At 43.5% G+C, this 20,194-nt stretch carries 16 protein-coding genes; 9 read left to right on the forward strand and 7 right to left on the reverse strand.

The window, feature by feature from the left end:
- The first annotated feature begins 80 nt into the window (after positions 1 to 80).
- The 3 genes from BCT49_RS08830 (at position 81) to BCT49_RS08840 (ending at position 5,660) form a co-directional block, all read left to right on the forward strand.
- Complete coding sequence (locus tag BCT49_RS08830; RefSeq protein WP_102413509.1) at positions 81 to 1,385, forward strand: inosine/guanosine kinase; 1,305 nt, start codon at positions 81 to 83, stop codon at positions 1,383 to 1,385.
- A gap of 294 nt (positions 1,386 to 1,679) precedes the next feature.
- Positions 1,680 to 3,428, forward strand: a complete 1,749-nt coding sequence (locus BCT49_RS08835; RefSeq protein ID WP_102434920.1) for a formate--tetrahydrofolate ligase — start codon at positions 1,680 to 1,682, stop codon at positions 3,426 to 3,428.
- A gap of 327 nt (positions 3,429 to 3,755) precedes the next feature.
- Positions 3,756 to 5,660, forward strand: coding sequence for a sensor domain-containing diguanylate cyclase (locus tag BCT49_RS08840; protein WP_102434921.1), 1,905 nt, complete (start codon positions 3,756 to 3,758; stop codon positions 5,658 to 5,660).
- A gap of 91 nt (positions 5,661 to 5,751) precedes the next feature.
- On the opposite strand, the gene BCT49_RS08845 is transcribed toward BCT49_RS08840, so the two are convergent.
- Entirely contained in the window at positions 5,752 to 6,357 is a 606-nt protein-coding gene (locus BCT49_RS08845; protein WP_102352214.1) for a beta-phosphoglucomutase family hydrolase, read from the reverse strand.
- Positions 6,358 to 6,444: 87 nt separating this feature from the next.
- Here BCT49_RS08845 and arfB point away from each other — a divergent pair, with 87 nt between their 5' ends.
- The gene (gene arfB, locus BCT49_RS08850) at positions 6,445 to 6,855 is read left to right on the forward strand and encodes an alternative ribosome rescue aminoacyl-tRNA hydrolase ArfB (protein WP_004730912.1); all 411 of its coding nucleotides are present in this window, start codon (positions 6,445 to 6,447) and stop codon (positions 6,853 to 6,855) included.
- Positions 6,856 to 6,960: 105 nt separating this feature from the next.
- Here the strand turns inward: arfB and BCT49_RS08855 are convergent, their stop codons facing one another.
- Entirely contained in the window at positions 6,961 to 7,278 is a 318-nt protein-coding gene (locus BCT49_RS08855; RefSeq protein WP_102434922.1) for a helix-turn-helix transcriptional regulator, read from the reverse strand.
- Positions 7,279 to 7,479: 201 nt separating this feature from the next.
- Here BCT49_RS08855 and BCT49_RS08860 point away from each other — a divergent pair, with 201 nt between their 5' ends.
- A complete protein-coding gene (locus BCT49_RS08860; RefSeq protein ID WP_102434923.1) occupies positions 7,480 to 7,806 on the forward strand; it encodes a hypothetical protein in 327 nt (108 codons plus the stop codon).
- 108 nt (positions 7,807 to 7,914) lie between these two features.
- Here the strand turns inward: BCT49_RS08860 and BCT49_RS08865 are convergent, their stop codons facing one another.
- The 3 genes from BCT49_RS08865 to BCT49_RS08875 form a co-directional block, all read right to left on the reverse strand.
- Positions 7,915 to 8,979, reverse strand: coding sequence for a S1 family peptidase (locus BCT49_RS08865; RefSeq protein WP_102434924.1), 1,065 nt, complete (start codon positions 8,977 to 8,979; stop codon positions 7,915 to 7,917).
- A gap of 265 nt (positions 8,980 to 9,244) precedes the next feature.
- Positions 9,245 to 10,378, reverse strand: a complete 1,134-nt coding sequence (gene gcvT / locus BCT49_RS08870; RefSeq protein ID WP_102434925.1) for a glycine cleavage system aminomethyltransferase GcvT — start codon at positions 10,376 to 10,378, stop codon at positions 9,245 to 9,247.
- 493 nt (positions 10,379 to 10,871) lie between these two features.
- The gene (locus BCT49_RS08875; protein ID WP_017105927.1) at positions 10,872 to 11,495 is read right to left on the reverse strand and encodes a helix-turn-helix domain-containing protein; all 624 of its coding nucleotides are present in this window, start codon (positions 11,493 to 11,495) and stop codon (positions 10,872 to 10,874) included.
- A 441-nt stretch (positions 11,496 to 11,936) separates the two neighbouring features.
- Between BCT49_RS08875 and BCT49_RS08880 the strand changes: the two genes are divergently transcribed.
- From BCT49_RS08880 to gcvP, 3 genes are all read left to right on the forward strand, one after another.
- Positions 11,937 to 13,229, forward strand: coding sequence for a serine hydroxymethyltransferase (locus BCT49_RS08880; RefSeq protein ID WP_017105928.1), 1,293 nt, complete (start codon positions 11,937 to 11,939; stop codon positions 13,227 to 13,229).
- A gap of 51 nt (positions 13,230 to 13,280) precedes the next feature.
- On the forward strand, positions 13,281 to 13,661 hold the full coding sequence (gene gcvH, locus BCT49_RS08885) for a glycine cleavage system protein GcvH (RefSeq protein ID WP_004730871.1): 381 nt from the start codon (positions 13,281 to 13,283) through the stop codon (positions 13,659 to 13,661).
- A gap of 88 nt (positions 13,662 to 13,749) precedes the next feature.
- On the forward strand, positions 13,750 to 16,629 hold the full coding sequence (gcvP, locus tag BCT49_RS08890; RefSeq protein WP_102434926.1) for an aminomethyl-transferring glycine dehydrogenase: 2,880 nt from the start codon (positions 13,750 to 13,752) through the stop codon (positions 16,627 to 16,629).
- A 339-nt stretch (positions 16,630 to 16,968) separates the two neighbouring features.
- On the opposite strand, the gene BCT49_RS08895 is transcribed toward gcvP, so the two are convergent.
- Entirely contained in the window at positions 16,969 to 17,760 is a 792-nt protein-coding gene (locus tag BCT49_RS08895; RefSeq protein ID WP_102434927.1) for a hypothetical protein, read from the reverse strand.
- 102 nt (positions 17,761 to 17,862) lie between these two features.
- Positions 17,863 to 18,333: a hypothetical protein gene (locus tag BCT49_RS08900; RefSeq protein ID WP_102434928.1), complete on the reverse strand. Its 471-nt coding sequence runs from the start codon at positions 18,331 to 18,333 to the stop codon at positions 17,863 to 17,865.
- 390 nt (positions 18,334 to 18,723) lie between these two features.
- On the opposite strand from BCT49_RS08900, the gene BCT49_RS08905 reads away from it, so the two are divergent.
- Positions 18,724 to 20,106 (forward strand): MATE family efflux transporter, encoded by a 1,383-nt coding sequence (locus BCT49_RS08905; RefSeq protein WP_102434929.1) that lies wholly within the window; start codon positions 18,724 to 18,726, stop codon positions 20,104 to 20,106.
- Positions 20,107 to 20,194: the final 88 nt, after the last annotated feature.

Here is a 20,194-nt window from a genome sequence, read left to right on the forward strand (position 1 = left end):
ATTCAAAATGTAATAAAAATGAAAGAAACAGAAACAAAATGTGATATCATGCGGCAAAATTTTTTCACTGTATTTTTCATATGAAGTTTCCTGGACAGCGTAAATCTAAGCACTATTTTCCAACTCACGCCCGTGATCCGTTGGTCAACCAAATTCAACAAACGCCTAAGTTGCATCGCGCGACTATTGTCGGCGTAGGTCAAACTATTGTTGATATCGAAGCCCGTGTTGACAACGCGTTCCTTGAAAAATACGAACTGAGTAAAGGCCACTCGCTTGTACTGGAAGAAAGTAAAGCCGATGCCCTGTACGAAGAGCTAGTTGAACGTGGTTTGATCACGCATCAGTACCCTGGCGATACCATTGGTAATACGCTGCACAACTACTCTGTTCTTGCAGACAGCAAATCGGTTCTGCTTGGCGTTATGTCTAAGAAAATCGAAGTGGGTTCGTTTGGTTACCGTTACCTTTGCCGTACCTCTTCTCGCATGAACTTAAACCACCTACAAACAGTTGATGGTCCAATTGGTCGTTGCTACACGCTAATTACCGAAGATGGCGAACGTACGTTTGCGATCAACGAAGGACACATGAATCAGCTGCTTCCTGAAAGTATTCCTGAGCAAATTTTCGAAAAAGCATCTGCTTTGGTTGTGTCTTCATACCTAATGCGCGGCAAGCCTGAAGATCCAATGCCAAAAGCCGTACAAAAAGCGATTGAATATGCGAAAGCTCACAATGTGCCTGTTGTACTGACGCTTGGTACTAAATACGTGATCGAAGGTAACGCTGAATGGTGGCAAGAATACCTGAAAGAGAACGTCACCATCGTCGCGATGAACGAAGACGAAGGTGAAGCACTAACCGGTGAAAAAGACCCATTACTTGCAGCGAATAAAGCACTTGAGTGGGTTGACCTTGTTTTATGTACTGCTGGTCCTATTGGCCTGTACATGGCAGGTTACACAGACGAACTAGCGAAACGTGAAACCACACTGCCACTGTTACCGGGTAACATCCCTGAGTTCAACAAGTTTGAATTTAGCCGTGCTATGCGTAAGCAAGACTGTGTAGACCCAGTAAAAGTGTACTCTCACATTGGCCCTTACCTAGGTGGTCCACTTGAGATTAAGAACACCAATGGCGCAGGCGACGGTGCACTTTCAGCACTGCTACACGATATGGCAGCAAACAGCTATCACCACGTGAATGTGCCAAATTCAGAGAAACACGAACACGCTTGTTTAACATACTCGTCACTGTCTCAAATTTGTAAGTATGCCAACCGCGTAAGCTACGAGGTATTGACTCAACACTCACCTCGCCTTTCTCGTGCCCTACCGGAACGTGAAGATAGCTTAGAAGAAACATATTGGGATCGTTAATCGACCCTATTAGGTTGTCGACTGGTTGAGGTTAACGCCGAGTTAGATTACCCATTTATCGAAGGGCTGCTATATGCAGCCATTTTTGTATTCGTAGTTTATGTAAACACAATTAGAGGTAATCAAATCGAATATTTTGCTTGTTTAAGATTTGATCTCGCGCAATGACTCTTTAGATCTGTTATCTTCCAGCACATAATTCGTGTGGTTTGCCTTTACTTGGCAAATTTATACAGTACTATCGCCACGCAAACGTTTACGTACCACCTTTCGGTTCTGATATAAGGATCAAATATGCTATCTGATATTGATATTTGTCGCTCTACTCCCCTTAAAAACATCAGTGAGGTTGCTGAACAAGCAGGCCTGAATCAAGATGAACATCAACCGCTAGGACTCCATAAGTCTAAGGTTTCTTTAAGCTCCCTTGAACGCCTGTCTGGGCAACAAGACGGAAAATTAATCGTTGTAACTGCTATTACACCTACGCCACTCGGTGAAGGTAAAACAGTCACCACAATTGGCCTTGCACAAGGTCTCGCTAAAATTAACCAATCTGCGATGGCGTGTATTCGTCAGCCTTCTATGGGTCCAGTATTTGGTGTCAAAGGCGGTGCTGCTGGCGGTGGTTATTCTCAAGTTGCGCCAATGGAACAGTTAAACCTCCACCTAACTGGCGACATTCATGCAGTGACAGCGGCTCATAACCTCGCCTCTGCTGCTATTGACGCTCGTTTGTATCATGAGCAACGTGAAGGGTTAGAAGCCTTTGAAGCGCGCTCTGGCTTAAAAGCACTAGATATAGACCCAAGCAGAATCGTTTGGCGTCGCGTGCTTGACCATAATGATCGTGCACTGCGCATGATCACTGTCGGTAAGAACGAGGCAGACAAAACAATCAACGGTTTTGAACGCGAAGATGGCTTTGATATCTCGGCCGCTTCAGAACTCATGGCCATTCTTGCGTTGGCTGACGACCTTCAAGACCTGCGCAAACGTATTGGTCGTGTGGTACTCGCTTATAACCATCAAGGCATGCCATTAACCGCAGATAACTTCAACGTTGCAGGCGCAATGACCGTAACAATGAAAGATTCAATTGAACCAACATTAATGCAAACACTTGAAGGTGTGCCAACGTTGATTCACGCAGGGCCTTTCGCAAACATCGCACATGGTAACTCTTCAATTATTGCCGATAAGATTGCTCTCAAACTGAGTGATTTTGTTGTGACTGAAGGCGGTTTCGGCTCAGATATGGGCTTTGAGAAAGCGTGCAACATCAAGGTTAAAGCATCGAATAAGAAACCCGATTGCGCGGTGATCGTCGCAACACTACGTGGCCTAAAAGCCAACTCAGGCTTATACGATTTAAGACCAGGTACCGCATTGCCAGAGTCAATCTTCAATGATGACCAAGACGCCCTTATCGCTGGCTTTGAGAATCTGAAATGGCACATCAACAACGTTAAGCAATACCAAGTGCCTGCCGTTGTCGCCATCAACCAATTCCCACAAGACTCGATTCAAGAATTGAACGCGTTGAAACAGCTGATCACCGATTTTGATCCGAATGTGACCGTTGAAATCAGCGAAGCTTTTGGTAAAGGCGGCGAAGGTGCGACGTTGTTAGCTCAAGCCGTGATCAATGCTTGTGAAAGCGAGAGCGACTTTAAACCGCTTTATGAGTCGCAGCAGAGCTTAGAAGAAAAGCTAATGGCAGTTGCCGAGGTCGGTTACGGTGCAGCAAGTATTTCGCTATCACCTTTAGCGAAGAAACAACTCGCTGAATTCAACCAACATGGATACAGCAACCTGTCGGTATGTTTGGCAAAGACACCGCTATCTATTTCGACAGAAGCACAAGTTAAAGGCGCGCCTACCCAGTTTGATGTACCCGTTAGAGAACTGAAGCTTTGTGCCGGAGCGGGTTTCATCTACGCTTTGTGTGGCAATGTAATGACCATGCCTGGCTTACCGGATAAACCAGCCTTCATGTCTCTAGACATCGATGACAATGGCAACATTATTGGATTAAGCTGATTTATTAATTCACTAATTCTTTATAAGTCATAAATAAGCGCAGTTACATGTTAACTGCGCTTATTGGCAGTTCTGCAATAGAATCCCTATTGAACCCAATATACTTCCACCAAACCGAACGACCATCAGCAACCCCAAAACACTTAATTAAACACAAACGGATCTGCAAAGTTTTGATGGTACTTAATTGTCCAACTGGCAAGCTTAATTGCAAAAAGTTGCACTAAAACCATGAGTATATGCAAAGCTTGTTTTAAGTTCTGGGTCAAGATCACATTAAAAACCCCATAAAATATATAGTATTGCGCTGATTCTTTGAGGACAGTGATGAATACGAGTATAAAAAAACTAGTCAGCCAATTTCTATGTACCATTTTTGCCCTAGGACTAGTCCCTGCCCTCTATATTAACTCTGAATTTGATCGGATAGATGCTCAGCACACGCTAAATATTAAGCAATCAAGTCAAAACCAAATTGAATACAGCTTCCATGAGCTTTCTGTCATCGTGGAGCAGATATCTAACTCCGTTCCCTCTATAGCAAATTCACAAACCCTTCTTCGTGCCATTGAAGAACCCTCAACGATTCACAAAGAAGCGCTGCAAGACTTGTGGGTGATGCTTGCTCGTGGACAAAAATATTACTCACAACTTCGTTATCTCGACATTCAAGGAAATGAAGTGTTCCGCATCAACTACAAAGACAACCAAGCCACAGTCGTTGCAGACAAGGAACTACAAAACAAATCAGCGCGCAGTTACTTCGATACTCTTCAAAAATTAGACATTGGGCAAGTTAGTTCAAATGGTATCGATCTAGAAGTCGAAAATGGTGAAATAGTTCATCCGTTAATTCCGGCCCTTCGTATCATGACGCCTGTAACGTCTAAAAATCGCATCATTGGTTACTTTATTGCAAACCTCAATATGCTTGAGATTTATGATCGCCTGCATTATCAAATCGGAACATCTTCTGCGGTACCTGTACTCCTCAATAAAACCGGCCATGTCATCATGGGCCCCGACCCAGAAGAATCATTTGGTCATGTTCTTGAGTCTCGTGCTGACATCACTTACGCCAAGCGCTATCCAGAGTTATGGGAAGCAATTAAAGACAACACTTCCTCTAGCTATTTTGATGGCGAAAACTGGTATTTCCACTCGGATATCAGCCCTAAGATAGATCAGTTTGAAGGGCCTATTTATATGGTTCTTCACGTTAAAAACCATCAGTTTAATAACCAGTATCAACAAGAGCATCACGCAATCATCGTACAGATCATTACCTTAACGATACTGATATCAATGATTTCTGCTGGGTTTGTGCTTTGGAATAGAAACCACAAGAAGAACAGCATCGATAGCCAACTGGCTAAAGCAGCAATGAATGGTATGTCGGCCTTGGTCATCACCGATAGAAACAACCGAATAATCAAAGTAAACCAAGAGTTTACCCGCGTAAGTGGTTACAGCCTAGAAGATGTAAAAGGTCACCAACCTTCAATGTTTGCCTCTGGTCGCTACAATCAAGAGTTCTACATAAAGATGTGGAGCATTATTACTAAGACTGGAGTATGGGAAGGTGAAGTGGTGAATCGCCGTAAAGACGGCTCTCTGATCACTGAAATACTGCGAATCCAAACAATTAAAGACTCAAAAGATGTGATTCAGTTTTATGTCGCGTCATTTGTCGATATCAGTAAACACAAAGAGCTCGAGAATAAACTGAGAAACCTAAGTGAAAAAGATTCGTTAGCAGGCTGTTGGAACCGCCGTAAGTTCGATCTTGAGCTGCGCGATGAATGCTCTCGTGTTAATCGTTACCCTACTCGCGAGCAGTCTTGTTTAGCTATCTTGGATATTGACTACTTCAAACGCATCAACGACCGATTTGGGCATGACTACGGTGATCGAGTCATTCAAACGGTCGCTAAAGTGCTCCAATACGAATGTCGTGAAACCGATTTTGTTGCTCGTATTGGTGGTGAAGAGTTTGGTGTTATTCTGCCTCACACCTCAACAGAAGAAGCTGAATACGTCCTTAACAGGTTGAGAGTTGCTGTCAGTCTTGAGCTCGACAACGTAGTGACTGTAAGTGGCGGAATCACTAACATCACCAGCGATCCTGCTCTTAACTACAAGTGCGCCGATTTAGCGTTATATGAGGCCAAAGCGGCAGGTCGAAACAAAGTCTGTTTATTTCTAGACAAAGAAATGAGCGAAATCGCCTAACAGACATCTACATCTTCCTATTAGGCTGTTAATCAGACCGAGAGCCATTGACTTAGCAGCCTTATCATTCAGTAACATCACAATTTAGCAATCAGCTTGGTGCAGGATAGAACTCTAACTTATTCCCTTCGACCACCAGAATACAATCCATGTTCGCCGCATGAGCCGCCTGCTTACCAAGATTAGTATCTTCAAATACAACACATTGCTTAGGTTGTAATCCCATACCGAAACACGCGTCCAGAAAGGTATCTGGATTTGGCTTATGGTTCTTCACATCTGTTGCTGTCACTAAGATATCCAGCTTGCTCAAGATATCCGTTTTATCTAATAACTGTTCTGCGCTTTTACGCTGGCTGCCTGTCCCTACCGCTATTTTCTTGTTGCCTAGATGTTCTATTAGAAGAGAATGCGTACAAGGGATAATATCGCCTTTGTCTTCAATCGCCGCAAACGACGCCATCTTAAACGTAGATACCGCTTGTGGGTCGAGTGACAAACCGTATTTACTGTTCACCTCACCCGCGATCTTATAACTCGGCATGCCGCCTAAACTGTGCAGCCAAGAAGCCTCGAAATGAAAGCCGAACTCTTCAGCCGTTTGTTGCCATGCTTTTACATGTGCAGGCATTGTATCGATCAACGTACCGTCCATATCAAAGATTAATCCTTCATACGCCGTCAAATCTATTTTCATCACTGCTACCACTCTTTAAGAAAGTTACTGATACCATAACCAATATTCAGTATCATGACCCCATATTACCGTTCAAAATGGAAGTTTATGTTACAAATATCTAACTCTGTTTCGATTCAGGACTGGGAACTTCAGTTAACTGCGATCAGAGCACAAGGAGCCGGCGGCCAAAACGTCAATAAAGTATCGAGCGCGATACATTTACGTTTTGATATCAAGCACTCCACCCTACCTGATTTCTATAAAGAAAAACTCCTAGCGCACAAAGATAGCCGCATCACTAAAGATGGCGTGATTATCATTAAGGCGCAACAGTATAGAACTCAAGAACAAAACCGTGATGATGCTTTGGTGCGTTTGAAAGAATTGATCTTGGAAGCCACAAAGGTTCAAAAAGTAAGAAGAGCGACAAAGCCAACACGTGGCTCTCAGAAAAGACGTTTAGAAGGTAAGAAGCAAAGAAGTACCACTAAACAACTGCGTGGAAGAGTAGAATAATTGTTTCATGTCCTCCAGTGAACACGTCACCCATGAAACAACCGTTCTAACTCTATTTATTTAGATAAAAGACGATACCGATTAGAGCAAAACTAGACCAAATCGCTACGGCTGTTTTTTGACCGACAAAATCAGTTTGATCAACAACATTCTCTCTTCGCTGGTCAGTAGCCGACTGACCGCTGCAACATCTTCCGCAGTTGCTTGCGTTGCACCAACAATATCTAGCACGACATCCAAATCCGTCACTTTTAAGGTTCTTGTGATAGAACGATACTGAGACATTTTGATGTCAGCTTCCCCTCGCTCAATACGTTGATAGGTTTTTAAACTCATTCCTGCACTTGATGCTAACTTCTCTTGCGACAAATTGGCTTGCTTCCTGCGCTCAATCAGCGCCATGACGATGGGCTCTTGTGACATGAGCTTCTCCTAACTAGACAGTTATGACCTAAATTCAGCAAGAAGCAGACCATATTGACTCGTAACGGTTTACATACGCCATCAAAGGCATATTATGCGATTATTAAAAAACGTTACGTTTCATAAACTTTCACACTTTGATCGGTCGTGAACGTGCAGGCTAGTAAACTTGATTACTCAAGTGTTGGGAAATAATAGAAATTGCAAATTGCGAATAACAAAGACGTCAAATTGGAAATTGCGAATCGTTATACATTGGCATTTCCATGCATAAAGCACGCTTTAGAATCAGACAATACCCGCAGTCAAATTATCGCGGTACAGCATAGGCTACTCACCTACAAAGAAGTGTTATTGCACGGGAACATGTTGGAAGATAAGGAATTAAAACGGGCTTTTTCTGCATTGAACCCAAGCGAAAAAGGTGTCGCGCAAGGCGGCATCAAAAGCATCAATGATGCGATAAAAGAGATGGATGAGATTCTAGAAAGGTACAGCCGAAAAGCGGTTGTAGAATTAAGCAGCTAAATAACTAAGCAACTAAGCGGGTAAATGATTAAACAGATAAACCTGCAGAGATAAAAAAGTCGACGCTATCGTTAGATAAAGCGTCGACTTGTTCAAAACATTGAAGTTCTAACGTAACACGGCTTTTCTAAGACCCGCGAACAACATCAACATACCTAGCAAACCAAATGAAACACTACCACCACTGCTACCAGAGCTAGACGAACTTGTGCCAGCATAAGCAGTACGTTTCGCGTCTGTTGAAACAAATTTAGCGGTTTCAGTCCCAGCGATAACACTGTCGATCCAAGTTTTATAGTCTAATATTTCGGTGAATACCGATGTCACGGTAGAGCTACCACCACAAGTATCTGGGCCAAAACTGGTAATACCTACCTGTCTATAGGTTGAACCATCTTGCCAATAGACTGGACCTCCGGAGTCGCCTTGGCACGTACCATTAAATAGCCCGGTAAATGGGCTGTAATCGCCGTTAAAACATATTTGGCTATCAGTTAAAGCTGAACCATCCGTAAACGCGTTTATGCATGTTGCTTTGTCTACATACTTAAGAGCTGCTTTTTGCAATATAGTCGTACTGTCAAATCCAGAACGCGTATCACCGTGACCAACGGCAACAAAATTTTCTGACGAACTACGATAAAGATCAGTAGAAAAACCAAGGGGATAGATCACATCATTTACAGCATCGATATTGAGAGAACTTTCTAGCTTCAATATTGCAATATCATTACGTAATAAGTCGCTCAACGCATTTGAATAATCGCTGCGATAGTAAACCTCAGATACACGAACTTTTTCAATGCTTCCATTTGGGAACTGAGAAGTGTCTTGTAATTGCGGGACGACAACAGTAAATAACTGAGCGTTCTCATCACCATAAATACAGTGCGCAGCCGTTAGGATATGCGTTGGATCCAAAATTGTCGCACCACAATATGGGCCAGTTGAATAGGTACCGTCATAATCTATGCGGTCAATGAACAGGCTGGCCATCGAAGGAAACTCAGCTACTGTGGCGTCACTACCATTCACAATATAAGGTGTTACGCTCGCGTCAGGAGTACTTTCGATCGAGTTTTCTGTCGCCATAACACTTGATGTATAGATTAATGGCGCTAAAAGCCCAAGAACGGTCTTACGAACCGGACTCATTGTATGGTTCTCATTCATAGATAACTCCTTGTAACCCCTACTACTTATTTACAAAATTGATGAATCGCCACCATAACACGTACTAATCATCATTATAGTAAGTATTTGTAACGATATGGCCACATCTCTCATTTTATAAACGAATTTATAAACAACTTACCTTAGCTCATCATCCTAAGTTTTATACGTTGCAAAAAACAAAAAAGCCTACCATTAAACTTCTCGATACAGAGAAGCAAACAATAGGCTTTTCGTTAAGCTTGGTGGTTTCTCTTAAAAGAGATTAGCCACGGTAGTAACGTTGAGGTACAAATGGCATTTTTTCTACTGTCATTGGTAGCTTCTTGCCACGAACGTCAGCGAATACTTCAGTGCCAATTGCTGCTAGGTCTGTACGAACGTACGCCATAGAAACAGGCTTGCCAGCGTTAGGGCCCGCTGTACCACTTGTTACAACGCCAATCTTGTTGTCTTGAGCATCGAACAGCTCAGCGCCTTCACGTACTGGAGCCTTAGTTTGACCCACTAGACCAACACGCTTACGTTGAACGTCTTTAGTCGCGATTTGCTCAAGGATGATATCAGCGCCAGGGAAGCCACCTGCACGTTCACCATCAGCACGACGAACTTTTTGAATACCCCATAGAAGGCTAGCTTCAACTGGAGTAGTTGTTGTATCTAGGTCGTGACCGTATAAACATAGACCACACTCAAGACGAAGTGAGTCACGAGCACCAAGGCCAATCCACTCTACTTCTGCTTCTGATGTTAGTTTACGAGCAAGTGCTTCAGCGTGATCGTTCGGTACTGAGATTTCGTAGCCATCTTCACCTGTGTAACCACTGCGGCTCACGATGCATTCAACGCCGTCGATATCAACTTTTTGAACGTCCATGAACAGCATGTCAGCAACGCTTGGTTGGAAACGAGCTAAAACTTCAGACGCTTTAGGGCCTTGAAGTGCTAATAGAGCGCGATCATCAATCACTTCCATTTCTACGTCAGCTGGAAGGTGCGCAGTTAGATGGTCGATATCTTGTGTCTTACATGCTGCATTCACAACAACAAACAGGTGATCGCCTAGGTTAGCAACCATCAGGTCATCCATAATGCCGCCCTGCTCGTTAGTAAAGAACGCATAGCGCTGTTTACCAGAAGGAAGGTCAATAATATCTACAGGAACCAAAGATTCTAAGACAGCAGCTGCGTTCGCGCCATGAAGACGAAGTTGCCCCATGTGAGAAACATCAAAAAGACCGGCAGCATCACGAGTGTGTAAGTGCTCTTTCTTTACACCTAGTGGATACTGAACTGGCATATCGTAGCCAGCGAAAGGAACCATTTTTGCACCCTCTTCAACGTGAAGTGCATGCAGTGGTGTTGTTAGTAGGTCTTGATTAGCGTGTTCTTGAGTCATTTTCTTCTCCATGAAGCGTTGCAGGCTTTCCAAATCGAGTCTGCCGCTTATATCTCTATTTAGAGTCGCTTCTAACGATAAGTTTCATCATTAGTCACCTCAGCGTATTCGCGTCAGTAACCTTGGCGTCTTAACCTTAGAAACAGTAGATAGTAAAAAGTGATGTCTTTTATATAGGCTTATATCGTTAGCTTGATAAATCAGGTTAGCTGTACAAAAGCTCTACAAGTCACTTTCTAAGAATTCACTTCAGTAAACTTCAATCAACATGAGTAAACCGTGTTCACTATAATAAACAAGCCTGCGTCAGTTTTACACCCTTAACAATAGTCAAACAGCTCAAAATGTGACATTTAACAATTTAAAAACAATTATTCGGTACATACAAAAACGCGATATTGATGATTATCACACCAATATCGCGTCTATTGTCTAACGTTCGAAACAAAAGCAAACGTTTGCATTCACTATAAGAAATTCTGAGATTGTTAATTTATTTTGCAGTCACCCACAAAATGAGTGCGTCTTCTGCACTAGTAGAAATCAACATGTGACCCATATTGGCATCGTAATACATGCTATCGCCTTCACTCATCGGTACGGGTTCATAGAATTCTGAGTAGAACATCACATCCCCAGAGATGATCATTAAGAACTCTTCCCCGTCGTGGCGAACCCAATCATTGTACTCTTCAAAAGTACGCGCTCGCACGCGGCTCTTGAACGGCATCATCTTCTTATTAGACAGCTCGGTGGCAAGCAGCTCATGCTCATAAGTCGGTGTTGGGTGTGGTTTACCTTGGCCAGCCTTGGTTAAGTCACGACGTCCTGTTGCAACTTTTTTCCTTGGTGGTTCAAAGAGTTGAGGCATATCAATTTGCAAACCCATCGCCAGTTTTTGCATAGCCTGAAAGGTTGGCGAGATTTGTTCGTTCTCAATTTTGCTGAGCGTAGAACGCGCTAAGCCTGTTCTTTGGCTTGCTTCTTCTAGCGTGATCCCAAGCTTGCCGCGGATATCTTTAATGCGCTGGCCAAGCCTAAGCGGTTCAATATTCTGGTCTAACGTTTCCTTCGCCAACGTTAAAGATGGGTACTCATCATAAATGTCTTCTGACATAGGTCCCTCATTAATTTCTTGCTTCCTGTCTATTAATTTCATTGTTGCATGAAGCGCTTTGTTGATTAAAGAGCACACAGAGAAATAAAGCGTGCTCCCCGTAGCAAAACAAGAAAAGTTGTTTCCTATTGGAAATTTTTGTTGAAAATTGATTTTATCGGAGCTATGTTATCGACTTGTTAGATGAAGAGATGCTACTTCAGCTTGCAGCAAATGATAGATTTAACATTTGTAAGAGCTGTTTTTTACCCGAACTTTTTGGGAAACAATTCGTGCTGCATTGACCCTACAACGATCGCTTAGACGCTGTAAGAGTATATTTATAACGCAATTCACGTTTATCTATACCTATATAGCGCAAACGATACCGATGCAGAAATCAACGTAAGACCTAATGGACTATAAAAACAATCACCATTAGCTTAATGAAAGGTCTCGACAATGAACGCTTACCAAAACCATAGCTTAGACAGTTTTTTCACTACGAACCTATCTGGAACAGACGATGCAGTATTTGCTGGCATCCAAGCAGAGAACACTCGTCAAAATGAACAAATCGAACTTATTGCTTCTGAGAACATCGTTTCTAAAGCAGTAATGCAAGCTCAAGGCACTTGCCTAACAAACAAATACGCTGAAGGCTACCCAGGCCGCCGTTACTACGGTGGTTGTGAACATGTAGATACAGTTGAAGCGATTGCGATTGAACGTGCGAAGCAACTATTCAAATGCGAATACGTAAACGTACAGCCTCACTCAGGCGCTCAAGCAAACGGTGCAGTTAAACTTGCCCTACTTCAACCTGGCGACACTATCCTAGGCATGTCTCTAGATGCTGGTGGCCACCTTACACACGGTGCACGCCCTGCAATGTCTGGTAAGTGGTTCAACGCAGTTCAATACGGCGTAGACCGCGAAACTCTAGAAATCGATTACGAAGCCGTTCGCGCTTTAGCTATCGAAAGCCAACCTAAAATGATTATTGCTGGTGGTAGTGCTATTCCACGCGTTATTGATTTCGCTAAGTTCCGTGAAATCGCTGACGAAGTTGGCGCTATCCTAATGGTCGATATGGCACACATCGCGGGTCTTATCGCGACAGGTGCTCACCCTAGCCCACTACCACACGCACACGTTGTTACAACAACAACGCACAAAACACTTCGTGGCCCACGCGGCGGTATGATTCTTACGAACCACGAAGACATCAACAAAAAGATCAACTCTGCAGTGTTCCCTGGCCTTCAAGGCGGTCCACTAATGCACGTTATCGCGGCTAAAGCAGTAGCGTTTGGCGAAGCACTTGGCCCAGAATTTAATACTTATATTGATTCAGTGATCGACAACGCAAAAGTTCTTGCTGAAGTGTTGCAAACTCGCGGTTGTGACATTGTGACTGGCGGAACAGACACGCACCTAATGTTGGTTGACCTTCGTCCTAAGGGCTTGAAAGGTAACGTAACTGAAGAAGCATTAGAGCGTGCAGGGATCACATGTAACAAAAATGGCATACCATTCGACACAGAGAAGCCTATGATTACTTCGGGTATTCGTTTAGGTACGCCAGCTGGAACCAGTCGTGGTTTTGGCACTGAAGAATTCAAACTTATCGGTGAATGGATCGGCGATGTACTTGATGGCTTAGTTGAAAGCCCTGAAGGCAACGCTGAAGTTGAGCAACGTGTTCGCAAGCAAGTTAAAGAGCTTTGCAAACGCTTCCCTCTTTATCGTTAAACCGTTTTTAAGATTTAAATTAAAACCTCATAAATTTTTGGAGAATAAGCAATGGACAATACACTAAAGTTTGCAGACAGCCACGAGTGGGTAAAAGACAACGGTGACGGTACTGTAACTATCGGTATTTCTGAGCACGCTCAAGAGATGCTAGGTGACGTTGTGTTTGTTGACCTGCCTGACACTGGAGACGAAATCGAAGCTGGCGAAAGCTTCTCTCTAGTTGAATCAGTGAAAGCAGCTTCTGATATCTACGCACCAATCTCTGGCGAAATTGTAGAAATCAACGAAGAATTAGAAGATAGCCCTGAGTTAATTAACGAAGAATCTTATGAAGGTGGTTGGATTGTTAAAGTGAAGATGTCTGATGCGTCTGAACTAAACAACCTTAAAGATGCGGAAGAATACCTAAGCTCTATCGAAGAAGACTAATAGGTTCCTCATTACGATAAAGCTGCTCTTTAGAGCAGCTTAATTTTAGGGGCTAGCTCACGGCTCCAAAGAGAAAGTAGAACATATCATGACTGAATTACTTCAAAGCCAATTACTAAAAGACTTGGGTACTCAAAACGAGTTTGTTGCTCGTCATAACGGCCCTAATAAAGCAGACCAGCAGAAAATGCTTGATGCGATCAACGCGACTAGCTTAGACGCACTGATCGACGAAACGGTTCCTGCACAAATCCGTCTTGAAAAACCAATGACACTTGCTGCGCCTCTGAGCGAAATGGACATGCTGACCTCTCTTAAAGAGATCGCTAACCTAAACCAAGTGAAACGTACTTTCATTGGCCAAGGCTACTACAACACATTCACTCCAAACGTTATTCTACGTAACGTTTTAGAGAACCCAGGCTGGTACACAGCTTACACACCATACCAACCAGAGATTTCTCAAGGTCGTCTTGAAGCTCTACTCAATTACCAACAAATGGTAATGGACCTAACAGGTATGGAAATCGCGAACGCATCCCTTCTTGATGAAGCGACAGCGGCTGGCGAAGCTATGACACTGTGTAAGCGTGCTGGCAAAAGCAAGAGCAAAGTATTCTTCGTTGCTGACGATGTTCACCCTCAAACACTAGAAGTTGTTAAAACTCGTGCTGAGTACATCGGTTTTGAAGTAATGGTTGGTGCTCTTGAAACACTTCCAGAGCAAGACGTATTTGGTGCGCTTCTTCAATACCCGAGTACAACGGGTGAAGTTCGTGACCTAACAGACATCATTGCGAAAGCTCAAGCAAACAAAACACTTGTAACGGTTGCTACTGACCTACTTGCTTCTGCTCTACTTAAGCCTGCGGGCGAAATGGGCGCAGACGTAGTAATCGGTTCAGCGCAACGTTTCGGCGTTCCTATGGGTTACGGTGGTCCACACGCTGCATTCATGGGTACTCGTGAAAAGCATAAGCGTACAATGCCAGGTCGTGTAATCGGTGTATCTATCGATACTCACGGTAACCAAGCGCTACGTATGGCAATGCAAACTCGTGAGCAACACATCCGCCGCGAGAAAGCGACATCGAACATCTGTACAGCTCAAGCACTTCTAGCAAACATGGCGTCTTTCTACGCGGTTTACCACGGTGCAGAAGGCCTACGTACTATTGCTCGTCGTACACACCACATGACAGCTATCCTAGCGGCAGGCCTGACTAAATCGGGCTACGAGCTAACGAACAACAGCTTCTTTGATACCATCACGATCAACTCTGAAGAGAAGACAGATGCACTGTACGCGAAAGCGCAAGCAGCAGACATCAACCTTCGCCTTCTTAAAGGTAAGATCGGTATCAGCTTAGATGAAACAACAACGATCGACGACGTGAACGCATTGTTCGCAATCTTCGACGTGAAAGAAGACGTTCAAGCACTATCTTCTGACATTGCATCAAATGAGTTTGCAGCAATTCCAGAAAACTGCCGTCGTGAATCTGAGTTCCTAACTCACCCAGTATTCAATACGCACCACAGCGAAACGCAAATGATGCGTTACCTAAAACAGCTTGAGAACAAAGACTTCTCACTAACGCACGGCATGATCCCACTGGGTAGCTGTACGATGAAGCTGAACGCTGCTGCTGAGATGATTCCAGTAACATGGCCTGAGTTTGGTTCAATTCACCCATTCGCACCTCTTGATCAAGCAGCGGGTTACACAGCGCTAGCGAAAGATCTTAAAGAGAAGCTATGTGAAATCACCGGTTACGACGATTTCTCACTACAGCCTAACTCTGGTGCATCTGGCGAATACGCAGGTCTAATCGCGATTCAACGTTACCACGCAAGCCGCGGTGAAGCTCACCGTAACGTTTGTCTGATTCCAAGCTCTGCGCACGGTACTAACCCTGCAACAGCATCAATGGTTTCAATGAAGGTAGTGGTTGTTAAGTGTGATGAAGATGGCAACATCGACATGACAGATCTAGCAGCGAAAATCGAGAAGCACAAAGAAAACCTATCAAGCATCATGATCACTTACCCTTCTACGCACGGCGTATACGAAGAGCAAGTGAAAGAAGTGTGTGAACAAGTACACGCAGCGGGCGGTCAGGTTTACCTAGACGGCGCGAACATGAACGCTCAAGTAGGTCTAACTTCACCTGGCTTCATCGGTTCAGACGTATCTCACTTGAACCTACACAAAACATTCTGTATCCCACACGGTGGTGGCGGTCCGGGTATGGGTCCTATCGGTGTTAAATCGCACCTAGCGCCTTTCCTACCAGGTCACATCGAAAACGGTGTACAAGGTTCTGACTACGCGGTATCAGCTGCAGATCTAGGTAGTGCTTCAATCCTACCTATCTCTTGGGCTTACATCGCAATGATGGGCGAACCTGGCCTAACAGACGCGACTAAAGTCGCGATTCTGAACGCGAACTACGTGATGGAAAAACTACGTCCTCACTACCCTGTTCTTTACCGTGGCACTAACGGCCGCGTAGCACACGAATGTATTATCGATATTCGTCCGCTTAAAGAAGACACAGGTATCAGCGAAGAAGATATTGCTAAGCGTCTAATGGACTTCGGTTTCCACGCGCCGACTATGTCTTTCCCAGTAGCTGGCACACTAATGGTAGAGCCAACTGAATCAGAAGATTTAGAAGAGCTAGACCGTTTCTGTGAAGCGATGATCGCAATCCGTCACGAAATGGCAGCAGTGAAAGCGGGTGAATGGCCACTAGACAACAACCCTCTAGTGAACGCACCGCACACACAAGTTGACCTTTCAGGCGCAGAATGGGATCGCCCTTACTCTCGCGAACTGGCTTGCTTCCCATCGAAAGCAACGAAGAACTCGAAGTACTGGCCTACTGTTAACCGTGTAGACAACGTATACGGCGACCGTAACCTAATCTGTTCTTGCCCAAGCATCGATAACTACGAAGACTAATTCGTAGCGGCGCTAAGCAGAAAAACATAACAAAAGGCGAACCAAACGGTTCGCCTTTTTGTTTTCTGAAATCTGAGGCTAACAAATGCATTGACCTTACCGTAAGGGAAAGGTTTATGGTGAAATGAATCCAACGATGAATGAGGTAACGATTATGGGATGTTGCAACAAAGCGCCAAAAGGTGGAGCCCCTCTTGGCTTACTTCTAAAAGTCACGCTTGGGATTGGACTTTTTGTGTTTCTGCTGGCTCTGTGGCAGTAAGAGGCTGATACAGCGCTAGGTTTGAAGTTACTGATAGATGGATAGCGCCAAATTTATATTGGCGCCATAGTCGTTTGTTAGGAGGATTTGACTAGCTCTTTGGGCTCAACACTTTCTTTTAAGACATTTACGACGTTTTTAGCGACTTCAATCAGCTCTTTCAAAACCTCTAAAGCTGGTTTGGAGAAATCAAGATCGTTAAGAATGATGTCTACGGGCACATTTAACTCTTTCTCTATTATGTTAGAAGCAGGTATTCTTGCTTTTCGTCGTTGAGTCCAAGTCATAGGCTTGATATGCCAAACTACATCACGATGACAGTTACCAATTCCAACACCCATCAAACCCGAGGGAAAATCAGGAACTTGCTGTTGCAACATGGCGCTAGTTATTTTTGTAAAATTACCGGTTGGTATTAGAAGTTTATGCTTATCCATTACATCCAGATCATGAATAGCACAAAGTAATTTATTCCCATTTTCTCGATATGGTTTTAAGGATGCTAGATCCTTTGCAAAGGACTCAGAAACCCTTTTCGGCAATCCAGGAAGAATAGACTTCTGCAATGCATCTTCATTAGATGTTATTGGGAACTGGATACTCTTCTTTTCACCTTCAGACTTTGCAAAATCAGATGTACAGTTCCAATATGTATGATCAATTGCAGCTCTAAGATTATGAATTATGTCTCCAATAATTATTGCAGCATCGTTAACCACCACTATATCTCTTTTTGCAAATGTTGCTCGTTGACCCGTTTTACAATTGGTTTCTAAAAAATATCGAAAAGGTTTCTTCTTCACAAATAGAACAGAGAGTTCACTATAATGTTTCTCTGCTCTTTGAATTTTTAATAATGCACTATCCATATATCCTCCTAGCGCCTCATTAAGTGGAAATTAATGGTTGGCTATAATCGCGAAGCGATGGCCAACTGTTAATTTTCCATTTAAATGACTTGTTAACTGTACTTACCACCAGGTACTTGTTGAATGCTTAAATTCAAACATTTTTATTTTTGGATCTTTCTCATATTGCAATACCCACTTATCTGTCATCTTCCAACCAGAACACTTTTTTCTCATAGGATGTAAACTTAATAAATGCTCCATCGAGGTAATAAATACTTTTATCGTATCTAGTTCATCAATTACGATTGCAAAATATGGAATACAACCAAAAGCGGTGCAAGCAGCCTCTACTTTAGGAAAATGATCATTCCCAATGCTTAGATACTGTTTTTCTTTCCCTGTATTTCTTGAACGAGATTTTACAGAGATCCCCATTAATTCATTATTATTTGGGTTTCTAGCAATAATATCGATACCAGTATGATCGACAATTGTACTTTCAAAACCATATTTAGATAACCAGTAAAGAACAAGGTTCTCTGTAAAATCACCTGTTATCTTCGAATGCCTAGAGCTTTTAGTAACTTTCATATTTACCTGTACAGTTAACAGCTATTAGACCGAAAAGTTCTGCATTTAAATACAGAATCTTTCTATCTAGTTTTTTATGCCACCAATTGTACTAATTTTAGTTGAGCCATAACAATAACTTATACTGTAACCTTAGTGATAAGCGTAGCAAATACAGAAATTACCTAACCAATATAACGCCCAACAAATCATAAACTTATGCGCTTTTTAACTGTGTTTTAACCCTCAGAACCCTTCCCTATTTCAGAGCAAGTTAAACTCTAGAAATCCAAAGCTTGACCCTATACGGTAAGGTGTTTATATTGTCGCCCGCCCAACGGGGCACATCCTAAAATGCACACCGGCCATCCTGCCATCATTCGTGTATTTATATTGGTGTTGTGAACTTCCATGCTAACGAAATTTCGTCCTTTTACTCGTGAATCGGGTGCACTTATGCATCTTTCGATTCCAATCATTTTGACTCAAATAGCTACCCAAGCGATGGGATTTGTCGATACGACAATGGCTGGCCAAGTAAGCCCTGCCGACCTCGCCGCTATTGCACTTGGCACCAGCCTTTGGATTCCCGTGTTGTTGTTGCTACGTGGCGTGATTATGGCGTTAACGCCTGTTGTCGCTTACCACCGCGGCGCACGTGACTTTCAAAGTATCTCTGTTGAATTCTTCCAGATGGTTTGGCTAGCATTAATAGCGAGTGTGCTCCTCATCGCTTATTTGGTGAGTGCGAAATCGATCTTAGAATGGATTGGTGTAGCCGCCGAGATCATCCCAATTGGTAGCGACTATGCCTTTGCCCTAGCCTTTGGTGTACCGGGTATTGCCCTGTTCTACACCTTGAACGGCTTCTGTGAGGGTATGAACAACACCAAAGTACCGATGATCATTTCAGTGGTTGGTTTGTTGGTGAATATTCCGGTCAACTACGTGCTTATTTACGGTAAGTTTGGTTTCCCTGAAATGGGCGCTGTGGGTTGTGGCTGGGCGACAAGTTTAGTGTATTGGCTAATGTCGGGAATGCTCTATTCCTACATTAAAGGTCATCACCACTACAAGACCATCATCAAGTTTTCAGACGCTAAGCCAAAAGCAAAAGAGATGCTTCACCTTCTAAGATTAGGTTTACCTATCGGGATGAACATCGCGGTATGTGGCAGTATCTTTGCGGTAATCGCACTGATGATTGGTCGTATTGGTGCAGAGAACGTGGCAGCCGCACAAATTGCACTTAACATCTCAAGCCTAACTTACGTGATTCCGATGAGTATCTCTTTTGGCATTACGATTCGTGTTGGACATGCACTAGGCGAGAAAGACGAGCTTGGCGCAATTGAACGCAGCAAAGTCGGTATCTTGGTTGCGGCGTTGATTTCATTACTTTCAGTTGCGATGTTCCTTCTGTTCCCTGAGTGGATCATTAGGCTTTACACCACCGACCCTGCAATTAGCGCAACGGCAGCGGTATTGTTGACCTTTACGGCGATGTACCAATTCAGCGATGCATTGCAAACGTCTGCTAACGGCGCACTGCGGGGCTATAAAGACACTAAGATCCCGATGATCTTAGCTATCGCTTCATACTGGGGCTTAGCACTACCACTGGGTATGGTGTTGGGCTTAACAGACCACATTGTTCCTGCAATGGGTGAAGAAGGCTTTTGGATTGGTATTCTTACGGGCTTGAGCGTTTCAGCGACACTGATGTTAATTCGCTTGCGATACGTGATTAAGAAGCGTGACTTGCCACCAGCAAGTTCTCCATTGGCAAACTAAGACAAATCATCAAGCTAATACAAAAAAGCGCGTTATTGCTACTCGGCAATAACGCGCTTTTTTATTGAATTTTCATAAATCAGTTCAT

Origin of the sequence: Vibrio lentus (genome assembly GCF_002875945.1) — a bacterium.
Taxonomy (GTDB): Bacteria; Pseudomonadota; Gammaproteobacteria; order Enterobacterales; family Vibrionaceae; genus Vibrio; species Vibrio apostichopi.